Annotated in this window: 16 protein-coding genes; 4 read left to right on the top strand and 12 right to left on the bottom strand. The window is 51.6% G+C overall.

Features of this window, described 5'->3' with window-relative positions:
• Positions 1–462 (bottom strand): metal-dependent hydrolase (locus KIH86_RS30090; protein WP_407672261.1); only part of this gene is annotated, 462 nt, incomplete at its 3' end.
• A 291-nt stretch (positions 463–753) separates the two neighbouring features.
• Here KIH86_RS30090 and KIH86_RS10165 point away from each other — a divergent pair.
• The gene (locus KIH86_RS10165; RefSeq protein ID WP_235775341.1) at positions 754–2,007 is read left to right on the top strand and encodes an MFS transporter; all 1,254 of its coding nucleotides are present in this window, start codon (positions 754–756) and stop codon (positions 2,005–2,007) included.
• Positions 2,008–2,147: 140 nt separating this feature from the next.
• Here the strand turns inward: KIH86_RS10165 and KIH86_RS10170 are convergent, their stop codons facing one another.
• From KIH86_RS10170 to KIH86_RS10210, 9 genes are all read right to left on the bottom strand, one after another.
• On the bottom strand, positions 2,148–5,255 hold the full coding sequence (locus KIH86_RS10170; protein WP_223084316.1) for an MMPL family transporter: 3,108 nt from the start codon (positions 5,253–5,255) through the stop codon (positions 2,148–2,150).
• Between the two features lie 158 nt (positions 5,256–5,413).
• Positions 5,414–6,085 carry a hypothetical protein gene (locus tag KIH86_RS10175; protein WP_223110423.1) on the bottom strand — a complete coding sequence of 224 codons (672 nt, stop codon included), beginning with the start codon at positions 6,083–6,085 and terminating at the stop codon, positions 5,414–5,416.
• Between the two features lie 174 nt (positions 6,086–6,259).
• A complete protein-coding gene (locus KIH86_RS10180; RefSeq protein ID WP_223084318.1) occupies positions 6,260–6,802 on the bottom strand; it encodes a TetR/AcrR family transcriptional regulator in 543 nt (180 codons plus the stop codon).
• Positions 6,803–7,034: 232 nt separating this feature from the next.
• Positions 7,035–7,229 carry a hypothetical protein gene (locus KIH86_RS10185; protein ID WP_223084319.1) on the bottom strand — a complete coding sequence of 65 codons (195 nt, stop codon included), beginning with the start codon at positions 7,227–7,229 and terminating at the stop codon, positions 7,035–7,037.
• 12 nt (positions 7,230–7,241) lie between these two features.
• A complete protein-coding gene (locus tag KIH86_RS10190) occupies positions 7,242–8,510 on the bottom strand; it encodes an ABC transporter permease (RefSeq protein ID WP_223084320.1) in 1,269 nt (422 codons plus the stop codon).
• Complete coding sequence (locus KIH86_RS10195) at positions 8,503–9,405, bottom strand: ABC transporter ATP-binding protein (protein ID WP_223084321.1); 903 nt, start codon at positions 9,403–9,405, stop codon at positions 8,503–8,505. Before KIH86_RS10195 ends, KIH86_RS10190 begins: the two co-directional genes overlap by 8 nt.
• 18 nt (positions 9,406–9,423) lie before the next feature.
• The gene (locus KIH86_RS10200) at positions 9,424–10,341 is read right to left on the bottom strand and encodes an ABC transporter ATP-binding protein (RefSeq protein ID WP_223084322.1); all 918 of its coding nucleotides are present in this window, start codon (positions 10,339–10,341) and stop codon (positions 9,424–9,426) included.
• Positions 10,341–10,751 (bottom strand): GntR family transcriptional regulator, encoded by a 411-nt coding sequence (locus KIH86_RS10205; protein ID WP_223084323.1) that lies wholly within the window; start codon positions 10,749–10,751, stop codon positions 10,341–10,343. The genes KIH86_RS10200 and KIH86_RS10205 overlap by 1 nt, the downstream gene beginning before the upstream one ends.
• A gap of 35 nt (positions 10,752–10,786) precedes the next feature.
• A complete protein-coding gene (locus tag KIH86_RS10210; RefSeq protein WP_223084324.1) occupies positions 10,787–11,515 on the bottom strand; it encodes a hypothetical protein in 729 nt (242 codons plus the stop codon).
• A 204-nt stretch (positions 11,516–11,719) separates the two neighbouring features.
• Here KIH86_RS10210 and KIH86_RS10215 point away from each other — a divergent pair, with 204 nt between their 5' ends.
• Complete coding sequence (locus KIH86_RS10215; protein ID WP_223084325.1) at positions 11,720–12,976, top strand: S41 family peptidase; 1,257 nt, start codon at positions 11,720–11,722, stop codon at positions 12,974–12,976.
• A gap of 33 nt (positions 12,977–13,009) precedes the next feature.
• On the opposite strand, the gene KIH86_RS10220 is transcribed toward KIH86_RS10215, so the two are convergent.
• Together KIH86_RS10220 and KIH86_RS10225 are read right to left on the bottom strand one after the other, a co-directional pair.
• Complete coding sequence (locus tag KIH86_RS10220) at positions 13,010–13,474, bottom strand: DUF420 domain-containing protein (protein ID WP_223084326.1); 465 nt, start codon at positions 13,472–13,474, stop codon at positions 13,010–13,012.
• A gap of 459 nt (positions 13,475–13,933) precedes the next feature.
• The gene (locus KIH86_RS10225; protein WP_038693335.1) at positions 13,934–14,122 is read right to left on the bottom strand and encodes a hypothetical protein; all 189 of its coding nucleotides are present in this window, start codon (positions 14,120–14,122) and stop codon (positions 13,934–13,936) included.
• A gap of 604 nt (positions 14,123–14,726) precedes the next feature.
• Here KIH86_RS10225 and KIH86_RS10230 point away from each other — a divergent pair.
• Complete coding sequence (locus tag KIH86_RS10230; protein ID WP_223084327.1) at positions 14,727–15,065, top strand: DUF4870 domain-containing protein; 339 nt, start codon at positions 14,727–14,729, stop codon at positions 15,063–15,065.
• Between the two features lie 143 nt (positions 15,066–15,208).
• Complete coding sequence (locus KIH86_RS10235; protein ID WP_223084328.1) at positions 15,209–16,135, top strand: diacylglycerol/lipid kinase family protein; 927 nt, start codon at positions 15,209–15,211, stop codon at positions 16,133–16,135.
• The last annotated feature ends 15 nt before the right edge of the window (positions 16,136–16,150 follow it).

The raw sequence follows: 16,150 nt of genomic DNA on the forward strand, positions 1-16,150 counted from the left end.
TATAAAAGCTGGCAACCTGGGTTTAAGCTTCATACATAAGCTCACTATTACTCCAATTAATAATGGAACCCAGATTATCGGGTCTCCCAAAGTTATTGCCCCTATGCGTAAAGAAGCATGATCAAACGGATACAGTAAGGAAATTTCATGTCCCAAATAATCTAAGAATAAATGCCCTATCAACACAGCTAAAAAACAAGCTCCCCAAAGACGTTTGAAACTCACTTCTTTATATATACGCTTGGCAATGAAAGCAACACCTAGACATAGAAAGGGTAAAACGAGAATTGAATGTGACCACGGATTAGTCGCTCGCCCACCGAAAAGGTCTGGCAATATACCACAAAGAGCACCGAAACTTAATGTTGTAATTATTTCTTTCCATGTTTGTCTTGGGAGACAACACCATATGATAGACACTCCAAATATTACATGTGAAAATATATGAAAGAACAAGTACATATTAACATCCAAATTTGTTATTCCTTTCTGAGAAGGTCATGAAATGATCGAGCTTCTATGGTCATGAACTCTATGCCGATCTGTGCATCTTATGATAGACAGACCCTTGAGCAAGCTGTATTCCGAAGGCTCAATATTTCCATTTTATCCCTTGTATTTATATCTGGATGTACTTCCTCGCACACTAGCAGGGGAAAATCAAGACCACTATTCCCTTATTCGGGAGTCTCATGTTAAACAAATCTCGGAGCAAATCCTTATTACCTTTCCGAGGTGAAAGAAGGTTAATCGGTGCCAAATTCAAGTATGTCTTCACCCCTGCAGCCTGAGACGGATGAGCAGGCGGTTCCAGCGCATACGCTTCTGGAATTGCCCCTCTCCTATATCCGGTTTCTGATGGGGATGTTCATTTCCAGATTGGGGGATTCCCTGTTTTCTTTCGCCATTCCCTGGATCTCCTACAAATTAACCCAATCCAGTATCGTGATGGGGTCCATGTATGCGGTGAGCGTTCTGCCGATCGTCTTGTTCGGGCCGGTTGTGGGCAGTATGGTCGACCGGTGGGAACGAAAAAAGCTGATGATCTTTACCGATAGCTCCAGAGCGCTGCTCGTCGGGCTGATCCCTCTGCTGCATCTTGCTGGAGTTCTGCAGCTGTGGCATCTTTACGCGATTTCCTTCGTGCTCACCATACTTTCACTGATGTTCGACGTTTCCATAGTTGCCATTATCCCTTCGCTGGCACCCAAACAATTAACGCGGGCTAATGCCTCCTACCAGTTGAGCAATCAAATCGCGGACCTGGCTGGACCGCTGCTTGCTGGCGTGATTATCGTAGCCGTCGGGGGATTCAACACGCTGTGGATCGATGCCGTATCATTCTCGGGAACACTCGTCGTTTTGATGCTTATGCCAAGCTTCAGCAAGCCCAAGTCGATGGCCAGTCTGTCGCAGATTTTCAAAGACATCGGAGAAGGGTTCAAATGGCTCATCCGTTCCAAAATCAATCTCTCCTTCTCCTTCCAGGCGATGATTGGTAACTTCGGCTACAGCGCGGCTTTCGGCGTGTTGATGTTCTACCTGCTGAACACTCTCCATCTGAATACCTCGCAGAGCAGCATTAACTATACCCTGTTAGGATTTGGAGGCATCATCGGCAGCATTCTGGCCGTTCCGCTGGAGAGTCGGTTCCGCAGGGGCATATTGATCCCGGTGCTGCTGGGGATCGGAACGGTCGGTTTTCTTTTTGCTTCGGTCAGTCATTTCTGGCTTGCCCCAGGGATCGCATTTTTCGCGGTCACGGTCTGCAACGTCGCCTGGAATACGATTGTCACCTCCGTACGCCAAGAGACCATTCCATCCGATATGATCGGACGCGTGCTTGGCTTCTCCAGAATGCTGACCCGTTTGGCCATGCCCTTGGGAGCGATGTCCGGAGCTGCCCTGTCAGAATGGACCGATCCACGCGCGGTATTCGCTGTAGCAGCAGGCGCCAAAATCCTGGAGGTAGTCATCGCACTCATCACACCGATTCGAAAGCTTTGAGCATTTACCGTGCATCAAAAAGGCTCACCCGTTTCAACCACGGATGAGCCTGTCAATCAACTATATTAAGCCACGGCAGCAGTGACCTGCCTTTTTCAAACCTAACAACTACTGCAACCTTATAAATTTGCACCCAATCATCATTCTTCCTTGGCACTCTTCCCGCTAAGCTTATGACTTACTGAAATTAGCGCCGGAATAAATACGGGCAGCATAATAAGGCTGAGAATCAGCAGACCCAATATGACCGAGATAGCTACCTCAATCAGAGTCAGTACTCCTGACGGCATAAGTGCGGCGAACGTGCCGCTCAGAATAATTGCCGCCGAGATGACAACTCCCCCCATATGACGGGCAGCATCAACCAGCGCATTATTGGATGCTTCGCCATTCTCCCGGTAACGCATCATCAGGAAGATACTGTAGTCCACTCCAAGAGCAACAATCATAATAAAGCTGAAGAATGGAACATTCCATCCTAAGTTATCCACATCCAGAATCCTGGTTCCAATAAATTCACTGAGTCCAAGCGAAGTTCCGTAAGCAAGCAGAAGTGAGGCGACAATAAATACCGGCTGCCAAAATGACCGTGTGATCAGGATAAGCACAAGACCGATGCCAACCAGCATAATTACCGCTGTACGCGCAAAGTCACCGCTTGCCATGTCCTGCAGATCGGCATTCTGAGAGGATTTCCCGCCAATAGCAACCTTAGCGTCGCCAAGATCCGTGCCTTCCAGGGCTCCGCTCACTTGCTTGTTCAGATCCCCAACAATATCCATAGCCTCCTTGGTGTATGGATTCACCTTTAGGATGACCATTAACCGTGCCGTTGTTCGGTCATTGGACATGTACATATCTACGGATTTCTGGAAATCTTCCCCCTGCAAAACATCCTGCGGGATATAGAATTTCTTGGCTGCTTCTGAACCGCTTAGACTCGCAAGATACTCCTGTGCATCTGCAAGTCCACTGCTGACCTTATCAAGTCCAGAGGTGCTTTCACTAAGTCCGGACTTCAGCGTTGTCATTTTCCCTTCCAGATCAGTCAGGCCGTTAAGCAGCTGCTGCTGTCCATTATTTACGCTGGTTAGGCCAGTCTCTAGCTCTTTGGTTTTGCCTGCAATTTGTGCGGAACCAGCTGCCCCTTCCTTCAAACCGCTCTCCAGCTTGGTAGCTCCGCTGCCCAATTGGGCTATACCTTTCTCCAATTGACCTAACCCGCCTTGAACCTGCTGCAATGAGGTATTGGCTTGTTTGAAGGAAGACATGGCCGTTGTATACTGAGGAATCAGTTGATTTAATTTCGCTGACAGCTCCCCAAGCTGCGTCTTGCCGGATGCTGCAATGGCCAGGGTTGTCTGCACGTTCTGATCGCTGGCCATTTCCGGGTGTTCTTTGACAAAGCTGGACATGGTGGCCTCAATCTGCTCGTATCCAGCCTTAGCCCCTTCAATCGACTGCCCGATCGTTGTGAAATATTGGGTGAATGGACTTAAGCCAGATTCAAGCTGGTTATAGCCTTGTACCAAATGCCCTGTCGCTTTTGACAAGGTATCCAACTTAGTCTCCACCGTTGCCAGACCGGATTTCAGATTCTTGGCACCATCTGCACCGCTGTTGATTCCCTGCGTTACTTGATTCATCGCTGTTTGCAGCTCGGCCGCACCTTGCTTCATTGCGCTGGTCCCATCAATCAGCTTCTGTACATCCGCCAAGCTGCTGGAATCCGTACCGTTCAATTGTTCCTCCGCAGAGGACAGTCCCCCATTTATCTTGTCAATGCCTGTTGCCGCTTCATCCAGTCCACTGTTTAACTCGCCAGTCTGGTCGCTGATGTACAGCTCATCAATTTTCTTCCCCGTTGGCCGGGTTACCGTATACACGCTTGCTACTCCGTCCACCTTGGAAATTTTGTCAGCCAATTCATCCAGCGCCTGCAGACTTTCGCTGTTGTCCAGGGTGTGGTCTGATTTAACAACAACCGTTGCAGGGGAAGAGAATCCCGGGGAGAAATGATCCTCAATCACGTTGATGCCCTGCTTGGAGGCATAAGAATCGTCAACTTCAAGCAAATCATTATAGCTGAGAACATCACTGTACTTCATTACAAAAGGAACACAGAGCACAGCCACAATAACAAGGGCGGCGAAAGGGCGGCGCACAGCATGTTTGGCTAAGAGTCCCCACGTGCGGCTGTCGCCATGGCCTTCAAAGCGTTTGGACGGCCAGAACATTTTTTTGCCCAGCAATGCCATGAAAAAGGGATTCAACGTATTCAGTACCAGAATCAGAACCGCTACACCAATCGCGACAGCAGAGCTGGATCGATATATTTTGAATTCTGCCAGAATCAGAGCCATGAATCCGATAAACACAGCTAGTCCGCTATAGAGGACGGTTCGTCCGGCAGATTTATAAGTATCCTTGATTGCAGCATTTACATCACTCTGGCGGCTGAGCTCTTCCTTGAACCGGGTGAACAGCAGGATGTTGTAGTCGGTGCCGATTCCGAACAAGATCACGACCAGAAAGACCTGGGTGAAGTTAGAGAATGGATAATTAAAGTGGTCAACAAGCTGCGCTATAATTCCCATGGAAACAAGGTAGGAGACTCCGACTGTAGTCAGGGACACCAGCGGTACAATGGGAGAGCGGAAGACAAGGATTAGCACGACCAGAATAAATACGATGGCAATGACTTCCGTTTTCTTAATGCCCTCCTGCGTAGATTGCACAAAATCTTCAAGAACCAGATCGTTGCCAGTCAAATAAGATTTAACCCCTTCAATGTGGACAATCGGGTTCAGTTTGTCGGCAACTTCGGTGATGGTACCACTGGTTTTGTCTACAGAGATCTGCGTCAAGATCGTCGACTGATCTTCTGAGACCAATTGATCCTTTGTCTCTTCACTATCCAGATGGGAGACGATCTTCTGTATTCCGAGCTCTTTCTCCTTATTTTTAAGCTGCTCGACGACGGCATTGATCTGTTTTTCTTGATTTGCCGTTAATGGCTTGGCACTCCCGCTGTTAAATACGGCGATAATATCATATTTTTCAGTCCCGCTATCATCCATTTGATTGAGCATGGATTTAGCAATTTCACTTTGAGTAGTTGCTGGAACTGATGCCTGTCCTTTCTCCCGAACCAGGACATCCATGTCCGGCATAAGCAGCGTGATTACCACAGTAACTATTATCCATGCCAACAACCAAATGCTTCTTCCGTTTGCTAATTTCTTCATTTACAGGCCTCCAGGTTAGTTTGAAAAATGAATTGTCGTCCGGTATAGGAATGAAAATTCATTCCGATTAATCTGCAAGTATTTTTGGTTTCTGATATCAGCAGCCGCATTCTGCCATATTCAAGGCAGAATGCCGGCTCTTATACTATCCAGTGAATTCAAGCAGCCTTGCCTCTTCTCTTCAGCAGAAAAACGGCAATAGCAATAACTGCTAATACTCCTGCTGATGAAACCAATACGATGTTCTTGATATTTGGAGCGTAAAATTCAACTTGAATCGGCTCGGGGTTCAACAGGTTAAGGTTCCAGGTTAAGGTTTTTCCTTCTACCCGATCAGCATTCTGCATTCCAAAACTGTCCGTCGGCAAATTAAGAACCACATTTAAGGATAGCTGCTTTAACACTAGCTGCTTCAGTAGCGTTGGAAGCTCTACCGAACGAATTTTTTGCGTAAGCCCAGGATCGAATCCATCAAGATCAAGCTGCCCGGTAAAAGCATATTTTGTGTACCAGAAATGCTTCTGCTCCTCCAGCTTCAGCTTCATTCCATCCAATTGACCAACTTCTGATTTCATCGAATCGACCGACGTATAGGTTTTCTTCATTTCATACTTTACTGTTTGTCCCTCTTGCGTAGTGCTGTATTGAATGCCCAGCTCATCAAGTCTGGTCTCAAGCGCACTTCTCCAGTCTTCACCTATAAATGAGTCTAGTCGCTTATCCGCGCTCACAGTCATTTGAAAATCTATGCTCCCATCCTTATGGACCGTAGCCTGCAGCGTTCCTTTGGCACAACCGGAAAGCAGGAAGAACACTAGAAGCAATGGCATTAGCAAAAGTTTACTTCGTCTCTTTCTCAGCTAAATTCTCCTTTCACCACAATGGAATGATTATCTTAAATCAGCGGCTTCAATTTCCGGAATGAATTTTCATTCCTAATTATACTCATCTCTTCCCACTTTACAAGTATGAAAATACTAAGCTCGATCCATCCCACAGCTCCATCATATGACTCTAATGGCATTCCAGCAGCTTTCTTCAAGCCCTTGAAGAAGCTCGGGAGTTTCCGTTAATACTCCGTCTTTAATCAACTTGAACGTCAGTACAAAGGCTCCATATACAATTGCAATCAATGCATCTGTTATAAAATCTTTAATGACTCCCGCCTGTTTGCCGTTCTCCAGGACTTGGCGAACTGTACCGAGCAGCTCTTCAAACATTTTCTTGCTCTTGTCGTCCAAATAATAAGCACTGCTATGGGATTCAATAAAAAGCAGCGCATTCACATCATAATCCGCATACTGAATCAGACGCTGAAAAACATAGTGGAATTGCTCACGAATATCTGGCGTGGAATGAATCGCCTCAAATTTCAAGGTCTCCGTAAATTCCTCCACACAATGCTGAAATAAACCATTTACCAGCGATTCTTTATTCTCAAAATAGCGGTAGATCGTACCTGCACCTACCTCCGCGCTTTCTGCAATCATCGGTACGGTTGTTCCGTCATATCCTCTTTCAGCGAATAGCACTAATGCTGCCTTCATAATATCTTCTCGTTTATTCGAGGCCACTTTAATCACCTTTACTATTAATTAGTTTAAATGAAGTGAATCATATCATTCTTAATTGGAATGAATTTNTTTATATCCATTTCACAAATGGTTTCAAGTCCAATGCTTACCGTATTCAATCACAAAAATAATAAAAGGCTCACCCGTTTCAACCGCGGATGAGCCTGGCGACCAACTGTATTAAACCCTGATACAAGTCCCGTTCTTATTGACTGCGCTTTTTATATCTGCCATAGGTTATAATGGTCAGCACCATACCCACAAGCCCCATACCAGTTAAAATCCCTTGCGAGAAATCCATCAGATTACTTCCGTTTGAATGGATAATTCGACTTGCTGTTAGCGAAAGAAAAGAGGATACAAAGAGTATTCCTAAACTCTGTTGTTGTTTTTCATCCATTATTCCCACTCCTTAAATTTTATAAGCCTTCATCGCCTTACGCAGCTCCTTGATGCTTGGGCGCTTCCCGTACATCAGGACGCCTGTGCGGTAGATCTTGGCGGCAAGCCAGCCCATTCCGAAGCAGGTGACCAGCAGGATCAGCAGCGACACGGCGATTTCCCAGAAGGCGACGTCGCCGACGCCGATGCGCAGCAGCATGCTGAGCGGAGAAGTGAACGGCACATAGCTCGCAACTTTGACGAGCATCGTGTTAGGGGCCGAAATGCTGAACAGCGGCACATAGAAGTTCACGAAGCCGAGCATCATGATTGGCATAACCGCCTGGCCGAGATCCTCGGTGCGGCTCACGATCGAGCCAACGGCGGCATACATCAGCGCGTACAGGAAGTAGCCGAGAATATACAGGATCAGACCGTATACGAGCAAGCTGACGCTGAGTTGGCCGAGGTCGAGATTGAAATCCTTCAGCACATCCGCGTTATGAGGCAGCAGCAGGTTGGCAGCCACAGCCGCTGCTATGATCACGATCTGTATAAGGCCGACCAGGAAAATACCGATCACCTTGCCGAACATCTGCGCCAGCGGAGCGGCGCTCGTAATCAGAATCTCCATGATCCGGGAGCTCTTCTCCGAAGTGACTTCGGCCGAAATCATATTGCCGGTCATCATGATCGACATGAAGAAGAGAATCAGCAGACAGTACACGAGCACATAGTTGATGATCGGATGCGACCCATCGGCCGCTTCCCCTCCGTTGGCATTAATCTTCTCCATGCCGAGGCTGATTGGAGCGTTCATCGCGGCGATCTGCTCCGCCGTCAGCTTGTCTCCGGCGATGAGCTGCGCGTTGATCTGCTGGAGAGCGGTCTGCAGGAAGCTCTGCGCCTTGGAGCCGCTGCCCGAGGAATGATAGACAGGCGACGAGAGTCCGGCTCCACCCTGCTCCGTGAAGGTCAGATAGCCGTCCGTCTGTCCGTCCTGCATCGCCTTCTTCAGACCGGCGTCGTCAGCGCTCGGATACACCGTGATCTTCGCGCCTGTATCCGATTGCTGCGCATAAGTCTGAAGCAGTTGGACCGCGTGGCTTCCATTCTCCGCTACGACGCCGATGGACAAGCCCGAGCCGTTCGAATCGTCACCCTGAAACACTTTGATCAGATAGGGGATGTTCATCCCGATGCTTAGCAGTATAACAAGAATCAGCGTTGTTATCAGAAAAGATTTCGTTCTAACCTTATTCTTGAACGTGAACCCGATAATCGTCCCCATTTTATTCATGAGATTCACCCACCGCCTTGATAAAGATTTGGTTAAGCGTCGGCTCCTTGATTTCGAAATGCTCGACCTCGCCCTGCTCCAGCGCCTTCCGCAGCACAAGCTGGGCCGCCGAGACATCGGCGATTCGCACCGTATATCCGCTCTCCTTCCGCTCCACGGCGGTTACGCCGGGGATGCCGCCGAGATCGGCCACTTCTCCCGAAGTCCGCAGGAATACCTCTTCTCTCGGATAGCCTTTCTTGATATCGCGGATATCGCCCTGCACGACCGTGTTCGACCGGTCCAGAATGGTGATATGCCGGCACAGCTCCTCCACATGCTCCATCCGGTGGGTGGAGAACAGAATGCTCGTTCCCTGATCGCGCAGCTCCTTGACCGTATCCTTAAGCAGCTCGACATTGACGGGGTCAAGACCGCTAAAGGCTTCATCCAGAATCAGAATTTGCGGCTTGTGGACCACAGCGGCGATAAAGCCCATTTTCTGCTGATTGCCCTTGGACAGTTCCTCGATCTTCTTGTTGTAGTACTCGGGCACTTCAAAGCGGTCCAGCCAGTAGCGCAGGCTCTGGTCGGCATCGGCCGCGGACATGCCGCGCAGGCGGGCCAGATAGACGATCTGTTCGCTGACCTTCACCTTCGGATACAGCCCTCTCTCCTCGGGCAGATAACCCATAATCGACTGAAGCTCGCTGCTGAACGGTTTGCCGTTATAACGGATCGAGCCTCCATCGGGATAAATCAGGCCAAGCACCATTCGCATTGTCGTCGTCTTGCCCGCGCCGTTGGCCCCGAGCAGTCCGTAAATCTCACCCTGCTCCACGCCAAGGCTGATTCCGTTCACCGCCGTTTTGTCGCCGTACTGCTTCACAACACCTTCCAGTTTCAATGCTTCCATCGTCCTTGTCTCCTCTCCTTACGCGTCCATGTCCTTCGGGGTGTATCCCTTGATCCAAAGCTCCAAGCTTTCTTCCAAATCCAGACTGCGGCTTCTGATTACCTTTACGTTCAAGTCGGCCAGGCGTTTCTCCAAATCCGGAAGCCGGGACGTCAAAAGAGAAGCGGTACCCGGAGCCCCCATGACGGGCCGGAAGGCATCCGGCAGCTCGGCAGCGATTCCCTGGAGTTCCTCCTCGTCATGGGCGGAGATCCAGACCTCGGTCCACGCCCCAAGGAGAGCGTCCTTCTCCATGATCCCGAGCAGCCTGCCCTGATGCAGCAGGGCGATATAATCGGCCAGCCGCCGCACCTCCTCCACAATATGGGTGGAGATCAGAATCGCGGCCTGCCTTTCGTTCATGTAGCTCTGCAGAATCTCGATCATCGCTTTCCAGGCGAAGGGATCGAGGCCGGAGGAAGGCTCGTCGAGGAGCAGGAGCTTCGGGCCTGCGGCAAGGGCGGCGGCGATTTCGAACTTGCGGCGCTCGCCCTTGGACATCTTCCCAAGCTTCTGTCCTCTCGGCACCTCGAACGTATGCATCAGCTTCTCGAAATAGCCTTGGTCCCACTGCGGATACCATCGGCTCCGGAACCAGGCGGCCTCTTCCGGCCCCCAGTAGTCCTCCTGCCGGATCGGATGCTCCGCCACATAAGCGATCGTCTGCCGGACCGACAGCGGCAGCTCGCCTTCGAAGCTCTGGCCGAACCAACGGATCTCGCCTTCGTCCGGATGCGTCAGCTTCAACAGCATCTGCAGAAGCGTGCTTTTGCCGGAGCCGTTCTGTCCCACCAGCGCGGTAATATAGCCCTCCTGCACCTCCAGATGAAGCGGGCCTACCGTCTTGGTTCGCCGCTTCTTGGTTACGTTCCTTAGCTCCGCCGCCATCTGCGCCATCAGCTCTCACCCTCCGATTTCCGTCCTCCGTATTTGCGCTTCACAATATCCCGAAAGAGCGCGACCAGTTCGGCCTCATTGTACTGCACCGACCATCCGGTCTCCGCCGCCGCTTCCAGCGCTTTCTGTACCGTCTCCAGCTTGAATCCCTCCCTTGCCCCGTCTCCGACATGGGAGACGAACGTTCCGGTGCCTTGCCGGGTCCGAAGCAGCCCCTCGTTCTCCAGGTCCTGATAGACCCGGCGAACTGTAATGACGCTGCACTTCAGATCCCCCGCGAACTCCCGGATGGACGGAAGCAGCGTACCCTCCGCGATGTTCCCGCTGATGATGAGGGACCTCAGCTGCGTCTCAATCTGGTGATACAGCGGCTCCGCGCTGCTCTCATCGATCTGAACCGGTATTCGCATTTTTCCGTTCACCGCCTTCCCTATATCCGCGAAAATCATACGAGGTCTCGGCTCTTGAGCCGGTAGACCGTCAGCCTGGAGAACAGCCACAGGGAGAGGCCTCCGCCGAGCAGAGCGCCCCACATCAGAGGCGACAGGAAGCCATGCGATTTTGCATTCGATACCGTGTACAGCAGCAGGTTGCCCCCGGCCAGACGGATCAACAGCGCAACGCCGAGCGCCGCCATCATCATCAGCAGCACGAGCCAGAAATAGGCCTTGCCGCTGACGGCATACTCGAAATAAAGGTAGAGCCCGGTCAGCACGATTCCGTACCCTGTCCAGGTCAGAGCGAAGACGAGATACGAAGGAAGGGATAGCGCCTCGCGCAAGTGAACACCGACACCGTACAAAATACCGAAGAACAGCAGACCGTTGAAGAAGAAAGTGAGCAGCGCCTGCAGCCTTCTTTTGCAGAGAATCACGCGGACCGGGATCGGCAGGCTGGTCAGGTAGGCCAACAGCTTCGTATACGAATTCGTGCTCCAATACTTCAACGTATTGCGGCAGTAGGTGAACCCGATGGCCGGAGTCAGCGCAAGCAGCAGATAATCGGTAATCACCATCCGTTCGCCCGCCTTGAGGGAGTCATTGATGGTCATTGCGGCGAACGCTCCGAGATATCCCATGAAGATAATGGAGAAGACCAGCTGGAACAGGAGCATCATTTTGTTGCCTCTGTAATCTCCCCGCAGCATAAACCAGGAGTCTTTCAACGTCTGCATTGGCGATCCATCCTTTGGCACAGATTCGAAATCCGAATGTGCTGTGCTTACTGTTTATATTTATATACACAGTGTATAGAGCTGCCTCCTTATTGTCAATCCCTTCCTTGGAAAAAAATCTTATTTCCTCCACTTGCCCTCAGGAACGGTCCGCCTGCATAATAAACAAAGTGAAATCCAATATCTGTAAAGGGGAAAAGATTCATGTTCAATCGCTATCCTCATTTCCTTCTCTGCGCGGTGCTTCTGTTTGTCCTCCTGCCGCTTCTCGCCTCCTGTTCCAGTGAAACGGGGCCGAAGCTCGATTGGAAGTCCGATCTGGAGCTTGTCCGGCGGGAGTTCCCGGAGAAGGAAATTACACTGAAGCAGAATCCCCGGCTGGCTGAAGATTTCAAGGAGCGGATTACGGCGATCATCGGCAAGCTTCCCAAGTACCGGAACGACGATGAAGTGAAGCTGGAGCTGTCGGGAGCGCTGGCTTCATTGGGACAGGTTCATACCTTTCTCGCTTTTACTCGGGAGCCGCTTCTTCCGTTCAATTTATACATCCAGGAGGGTAAAGTGTATGTGTTAGGCACCGTGGCAGGGTACCGGGATACCCTGTACAGCGAATTAACCGCCATTGAAGGGGTTCCGGTGGAGCAAATTCTGGAGAAGCTGAAGAAGGATATTTCGCGGGATAACGAGGTTGGTCTTTGGGCGAGAGCTCCGATGTATCTCCGGATGCCTTCCGTGCTGAAGGGACTTCGCGTTATAGAGGACACTGAGAAAGTGGAGCTGACCTTCAAGAAAGAGGATGGACAGATTATTTCAATTAATGCCGAAACGCTGACCGAAGCCAATCACTCAAAGCCCGAATTTGCAGAATACATGCCCGCGCAGCAGTTCATGCAGAATTTCAAACATGCCGATTCCAACTATCAGTACGAATATATGGCCTCGGCAAAAGCGATGTACATCGCCTACAATTCCTGCGAGCAGGACAAGAACCTCTCCATGCTTCAGTTCACGGGAGGGCTGCTGCACGCTGCCCGGCAACAGCCGATAGACCGGCTGATTATTGACTTGAGAAATAACTCCGGCGGCGATTCATCCGTCATTCAGCCGCTGCTGGACACCTTGTCGCAGAATCCGGAGCTGGCCCGCCATATGCTCGTACTGACCAGCCGTACTACGGCTTCATCGGCCATGGACACCGCTATGGTGCTGCGCTCGGCATTTCAAGCCATCTTGATCGGTGAACCGACCAACGGGGACCCGAACAAGCCGGGAAACATCCTTCCGCTGAAGCTTCCGGCGACCGGATTGACGGCTTACTACTGCACAACCGAGTATCATAATCCGTTGTATTTGGGACAGGATGCAGTCCCTCCCGACCTCCCTGTACCCACCACCATCGAAGATTTTAGAGCAGGCGTCGATCCCGTCATGCAGGCCGCGCTGGATTATAAATTCCAATAAAGAGCATACCTTCTGCAATAAAAAAGGGCGCTCTTAAGCGCCCAAAATGACTTCCCACACCGGCTTCGTATGACCGCCCGGATACATCAGATACAGCAGAATATATACCGCGGTGCCCGTTATGGCGGTGATGAACCAGATGACCGAAGTCACCCGCCCCCATTTGCGATGCTTGGCATACTTGGCCTTGAAGCCGAGCGTCAGCGTCGTGATGCCGAATACGGCAGCCACCGTTGCGAGAACGATGTGAAAGATCAGGAACACATGATACAGGGCTGACAGGTCGTCCGGCCCTCCCCAGGAGGTGTTCCCTACAAAGACGGTTCTTGATGCGTACACGAGAAAAAACAGCACGGCAAATATCGCGGCAGCGATCATCATCTTCTTGTGCGCCTCGCGCTTGCCCTGAATGATCAGTCTCCAGCCAATGGCCACCAGCACGGCGCTAATGACGATAAACCCAGTACTGATCGTCGGAAATACTGTGAAAATATCCATGTTCGTCCTCCTAAAGTCACCGGCAGTTGCACAAGTCGGCAGCGCGATTTTGACACCGGAATACTCTCCGGAGGTCTCCCGCGGCGACTTGCCCGTACTCTTTTTTATACCAGTGATGACAGACAGAAGCAAGCGCGCAGGCCAAAATCCGCCCCTGAACGAACATCACTATGTAATATTGCGCAGTTCACACTGCTTACCGAATCACGGGACCCAGCACCGTCTTGACGCCAAAAAAATAATATGCGAATTGAGGCAAAGTCTTGATGAATAAGCAATTGCAATCGTTTACAGAAAGCGTTATCATATATACGTAGTGCTAATGAAGCATTTTTCAACTCAAAGACTCCATCCTTCACCTATCGACTGCACAAAAAAACCGTTCTTCGCGGCTCCCCGCAAATCACGGTTTATAATATATTCATCTCATTTACAATTCATTTGCGAAAGACAGATTGGCTAGGACACGGATGAATTCATCCGGACCAGTTCGTGCTCGACGACCATGGTGAGTTCTTCCTCGTATCCTCCCGTTATCCGGTACTTGCGCACATACTCTCTGACAAATTTCTTGGGATCCTTGGGCTGGAAAATACGTGTCATTTCCCGCAGACTTTCCTTGACTTCATTGTGACCTTTACTTGCCATGATCAGTTCCCTCCCAAAACATTGAAAATGAATGCTCCGTTGTAGAGAATGCATGATGAAAAGTCTGTTGTTGCTTCGAAATGCAGGACGGTAAGTTCCGGGGAGTATGTCCCGAAAGACCTGCATATTCTCCTTCTGAGACCACTACCGGAAAAGCACGGCCGGCTCAGTCGACTCTGAAGTCGGTGAAGAAGGTTCGTCTCGATTTGGGCTGAGAGCTTCAGACGGTGAAAAACCGCCTTGACACTGTTATTACCCGAAAAGCCAAGTAGCTGAATCACTCCTTTGGGGCTTTATCGTTTTATTGTATCATATTCCAGTCCAACTGACACCTTTCCTGTTAAATGCCCGGATGGATTTTTTTATGATAGCAATAACCGAACATACGTTTCATTATAGCATGAATGGAGAAACATTCACGCTTTTTTTGTGAGGACTTTGGTAAATTCCAGGTTAATCCATCGAAAAACACCAGCCCGAAAGCCGAAGTAGCGAAGGTCCGCTCATACTTTGTCCCGCCGGCTCATATGGTTATAGAGAGCAGCAGCGGAGCGCCCGCCGGGCGCTCCGCTGCTTGTGTTCCCGAGACAGGAGAGTGAAGCTGATGTCCCCTTTCCGTTCTTCCGTCGGCCTCCCGGATTATATCGCCGCCGCGCTGTGCTATCTGTTCCCTTTTGCAGGCGGAATTATCTTCCTTGCGCTGGAGAAGCGCAGCCGGTTCGTACTGTTCCATTCCCTACAGTCCCTCCTCGCTTACGGCGCGCTCATGGTCGGCCATGTACTGGCCGGACTGCTGCCGTTCATCGGGGCTCTTGTGGCGGCTCTATGCTTCCTGCTCGGCTTCGCGGTATGGCTGGTCATGACCTACCACGCGCTGCAGGGGCACTGGCAGAAGCTGCCGTGGGCCGGAGATATCGCCGAGCGCCAGCTGCGTCGGCTATAGTGCTGTAACCGAATCAAATCACGGGATAAGCCCCTGCTCTTAAGCGGAATCAGGAATAGAAAAGAATTTCCCTATTCCCGTTCCGTCTTAGGTACAATGGAACAAGAATGGCATCTGAAGATTATGGACCTGGGGGAACGTGAGTGTATTTGTTCGTCATCAATCCCCGCTCTGGCGGGGGAATGGGTGCGCGGGCCTGGCGGCGCGCCGAGGAATATCTTAGGGAGCGGCAAGTGAAGTACGAGGCGCTCTTCACGGGAAGTCCCGGGGGAGCCGGGCGGGAAGTGGAGCTGGCGCTAAGCCGCCCCGAGAGCTGGACCGCCTGCGTCGTCGTTGGCGGCGACGGCACGATTCACAGCGTCCTCCCGGCGCTGCGGGCCAAGGGCGTGCCGCTCGGCATCATTCCGGCCGGCTCCGGCAATGACACGGCGCGCGGCTTCGGCGTGCCGATACAGACCGAAGCCGCCCTGGATGTCATCCTGGGCGGCTCGAAGACCGGCGCCGATCTGCTGGTCGGCGCCGGCCCTGAAGAGGGCGAGGCCGCCACGCTGACCTCGGTTGCCTGCGGCTTCGATGCCCAGGTGGCGGTCAATGTCAACGCAGGCTGGTACAAGCCTCTATGCAACGCCCTGCATGCCGGGCGGCTTGCTTATCTCATCGGCATCCTGCACACCTTGATAACGTACAAGCCTGGACGCGCGGCCATCGTCTGCGACGGGAGGGAGCGCGCCTTCGAGAACGTCTGGCTGGCCTCGGTCTGCAACCTGCCGAGCTATGGAGGCGGCCTGCGTATCGCGCCGCAGGCCAAGTCCGACGACGGCCTGCTCGATGTCTGCGTCGTCCACGGGTGCAGCCGCCTCCAGGTGCTGCGGCTGTTCCCGACGCTGCTGAAGGGCAGCCATGTATCGCTGCCCTTCGTCACCATGCTGCGCGGCGCACGCGCAGCCGTCTCCTTCGACGGGAGCCGGCCAGCCATCGCCGACGGCGAAGACCTCGGCGGCGCATCGCCCAATGTCAGATGCGAGCCCGGAGCGCTGACCGTGCTGGTGCCGCACCCGGCTGGAACCTAGCCTTCCAGCTTCCGG

The organism is Paenibacillus sinensis (genome assembly GCF_019904155.1).
GTDB classification, from domain to species: domain Bacteria; phylum Bacillota; class Bacilli; order Paenibacillales; family Paenibacillaceae; genus Paenibacillus_AQ; species Paenibacillus_AQ sinensis.

What these genes read in the sequence shown, in the direction of transcription:
- KIH86_RS10170 (WP_223084316.1), bottom strand. Translation starts at nt 5,255, where the DNA reads ATGAAGAAATTAGCAAACGGAAGAAGCATTTGGTTGTTGGCATGGATA.
- KIH86_RS10175 (WP_223110423.1), bottom strand. Translation starts at nt 6,085, where the DNA reads ATGCCATTGCTTCTAGTGTTCTTCCTGCTTTCCGGTTGTGCCAAAGGA.
- KIH86_RS10180 (WP_223084318.1), bottom strand. Translation starts at nt 6,802, where the DNA reads ATGAAGGCAGCATTAGTGCTATTCGCTGAAAGAGGATATGACGGAACA.
- KIH86_RS10185 (WP_223084319.1), bottom strand. Translation starts at nt 7,229, where the DNA reads ATGGATGAAAAACAACAACAGAGTTTAGGAATACTCTTTGTATCCTCT.
- KIH86_RS10190 (WP_223084320.1), bottom strand. Translation starts at nt 8,510, where the DNA reads ATGAATAAAATGGGGACGATTATCGGGTTCACGTTCAAGAATAAGGTT.
- KIH86_RS10195 (WP_223084321.1), bottom strand. Translation starts at nt 9,405, where the DNA reads ATGGAAGCATTGAAACTGGAAGGTGTTGTGAAGCAGTACGGCGACAAA.
- KIH86_RS10200 (WP_223084322.1), bottom strand. Translation starts at nt 10,341, where the DNA reads ATGGCGCAGATGGCGGCGGAGCTAAGGAACGTAACCAAGAAGCGGCGA.
- KIH86_RS10205 (WP_223084323.1), bottom strand. Translation starts at nt 10,751, where the DNA reads ATGCGAATACCGGTTCAGATCGATGAGAGCAGCGCGGAGCCGCTGTAT.
- KIH86_RS10210 (WP_223084324.1), bottom strand. Translation starts at nt 11,515, where the DNA reads ATGCAGACGTTGAAAGACTCCTGGTTTATGCTGCGGGGAGATTACAGA.
- KIH86_RS10215 (WP_223084325.1), top strand. Translation starts at nt 11,720, where the DNA reads ATGTTCAATCGCTATCCTCATTTCCTTCTCTGCGCGGTGCTTCTGTTT.
- KIH86_RS10220 (WP_223084326.1), bottom strand. Translation starts at nt 13,474, where the DNA reads ATGGATATTTTCACAGTATTTCCGACGATCAGTACTGGGTTTATCGTC.
- KIH86_RS10225 (WP_038693335.1), bottom strand. Translation starts at nt 14,122, where the DNA reads ATGGCAAGTAAAGGTCACAATGAAGTCAAGGAAAGTCTGCGGGAAATG.
- KIH86_RS10230 (WP_223084327.1), top strand. Translation starts at nt 14,727, where the DNA reads ATGTCCCCTTTCCGTTCTTCCGTCGGCCTCCCGGATTATATCGCCGCC.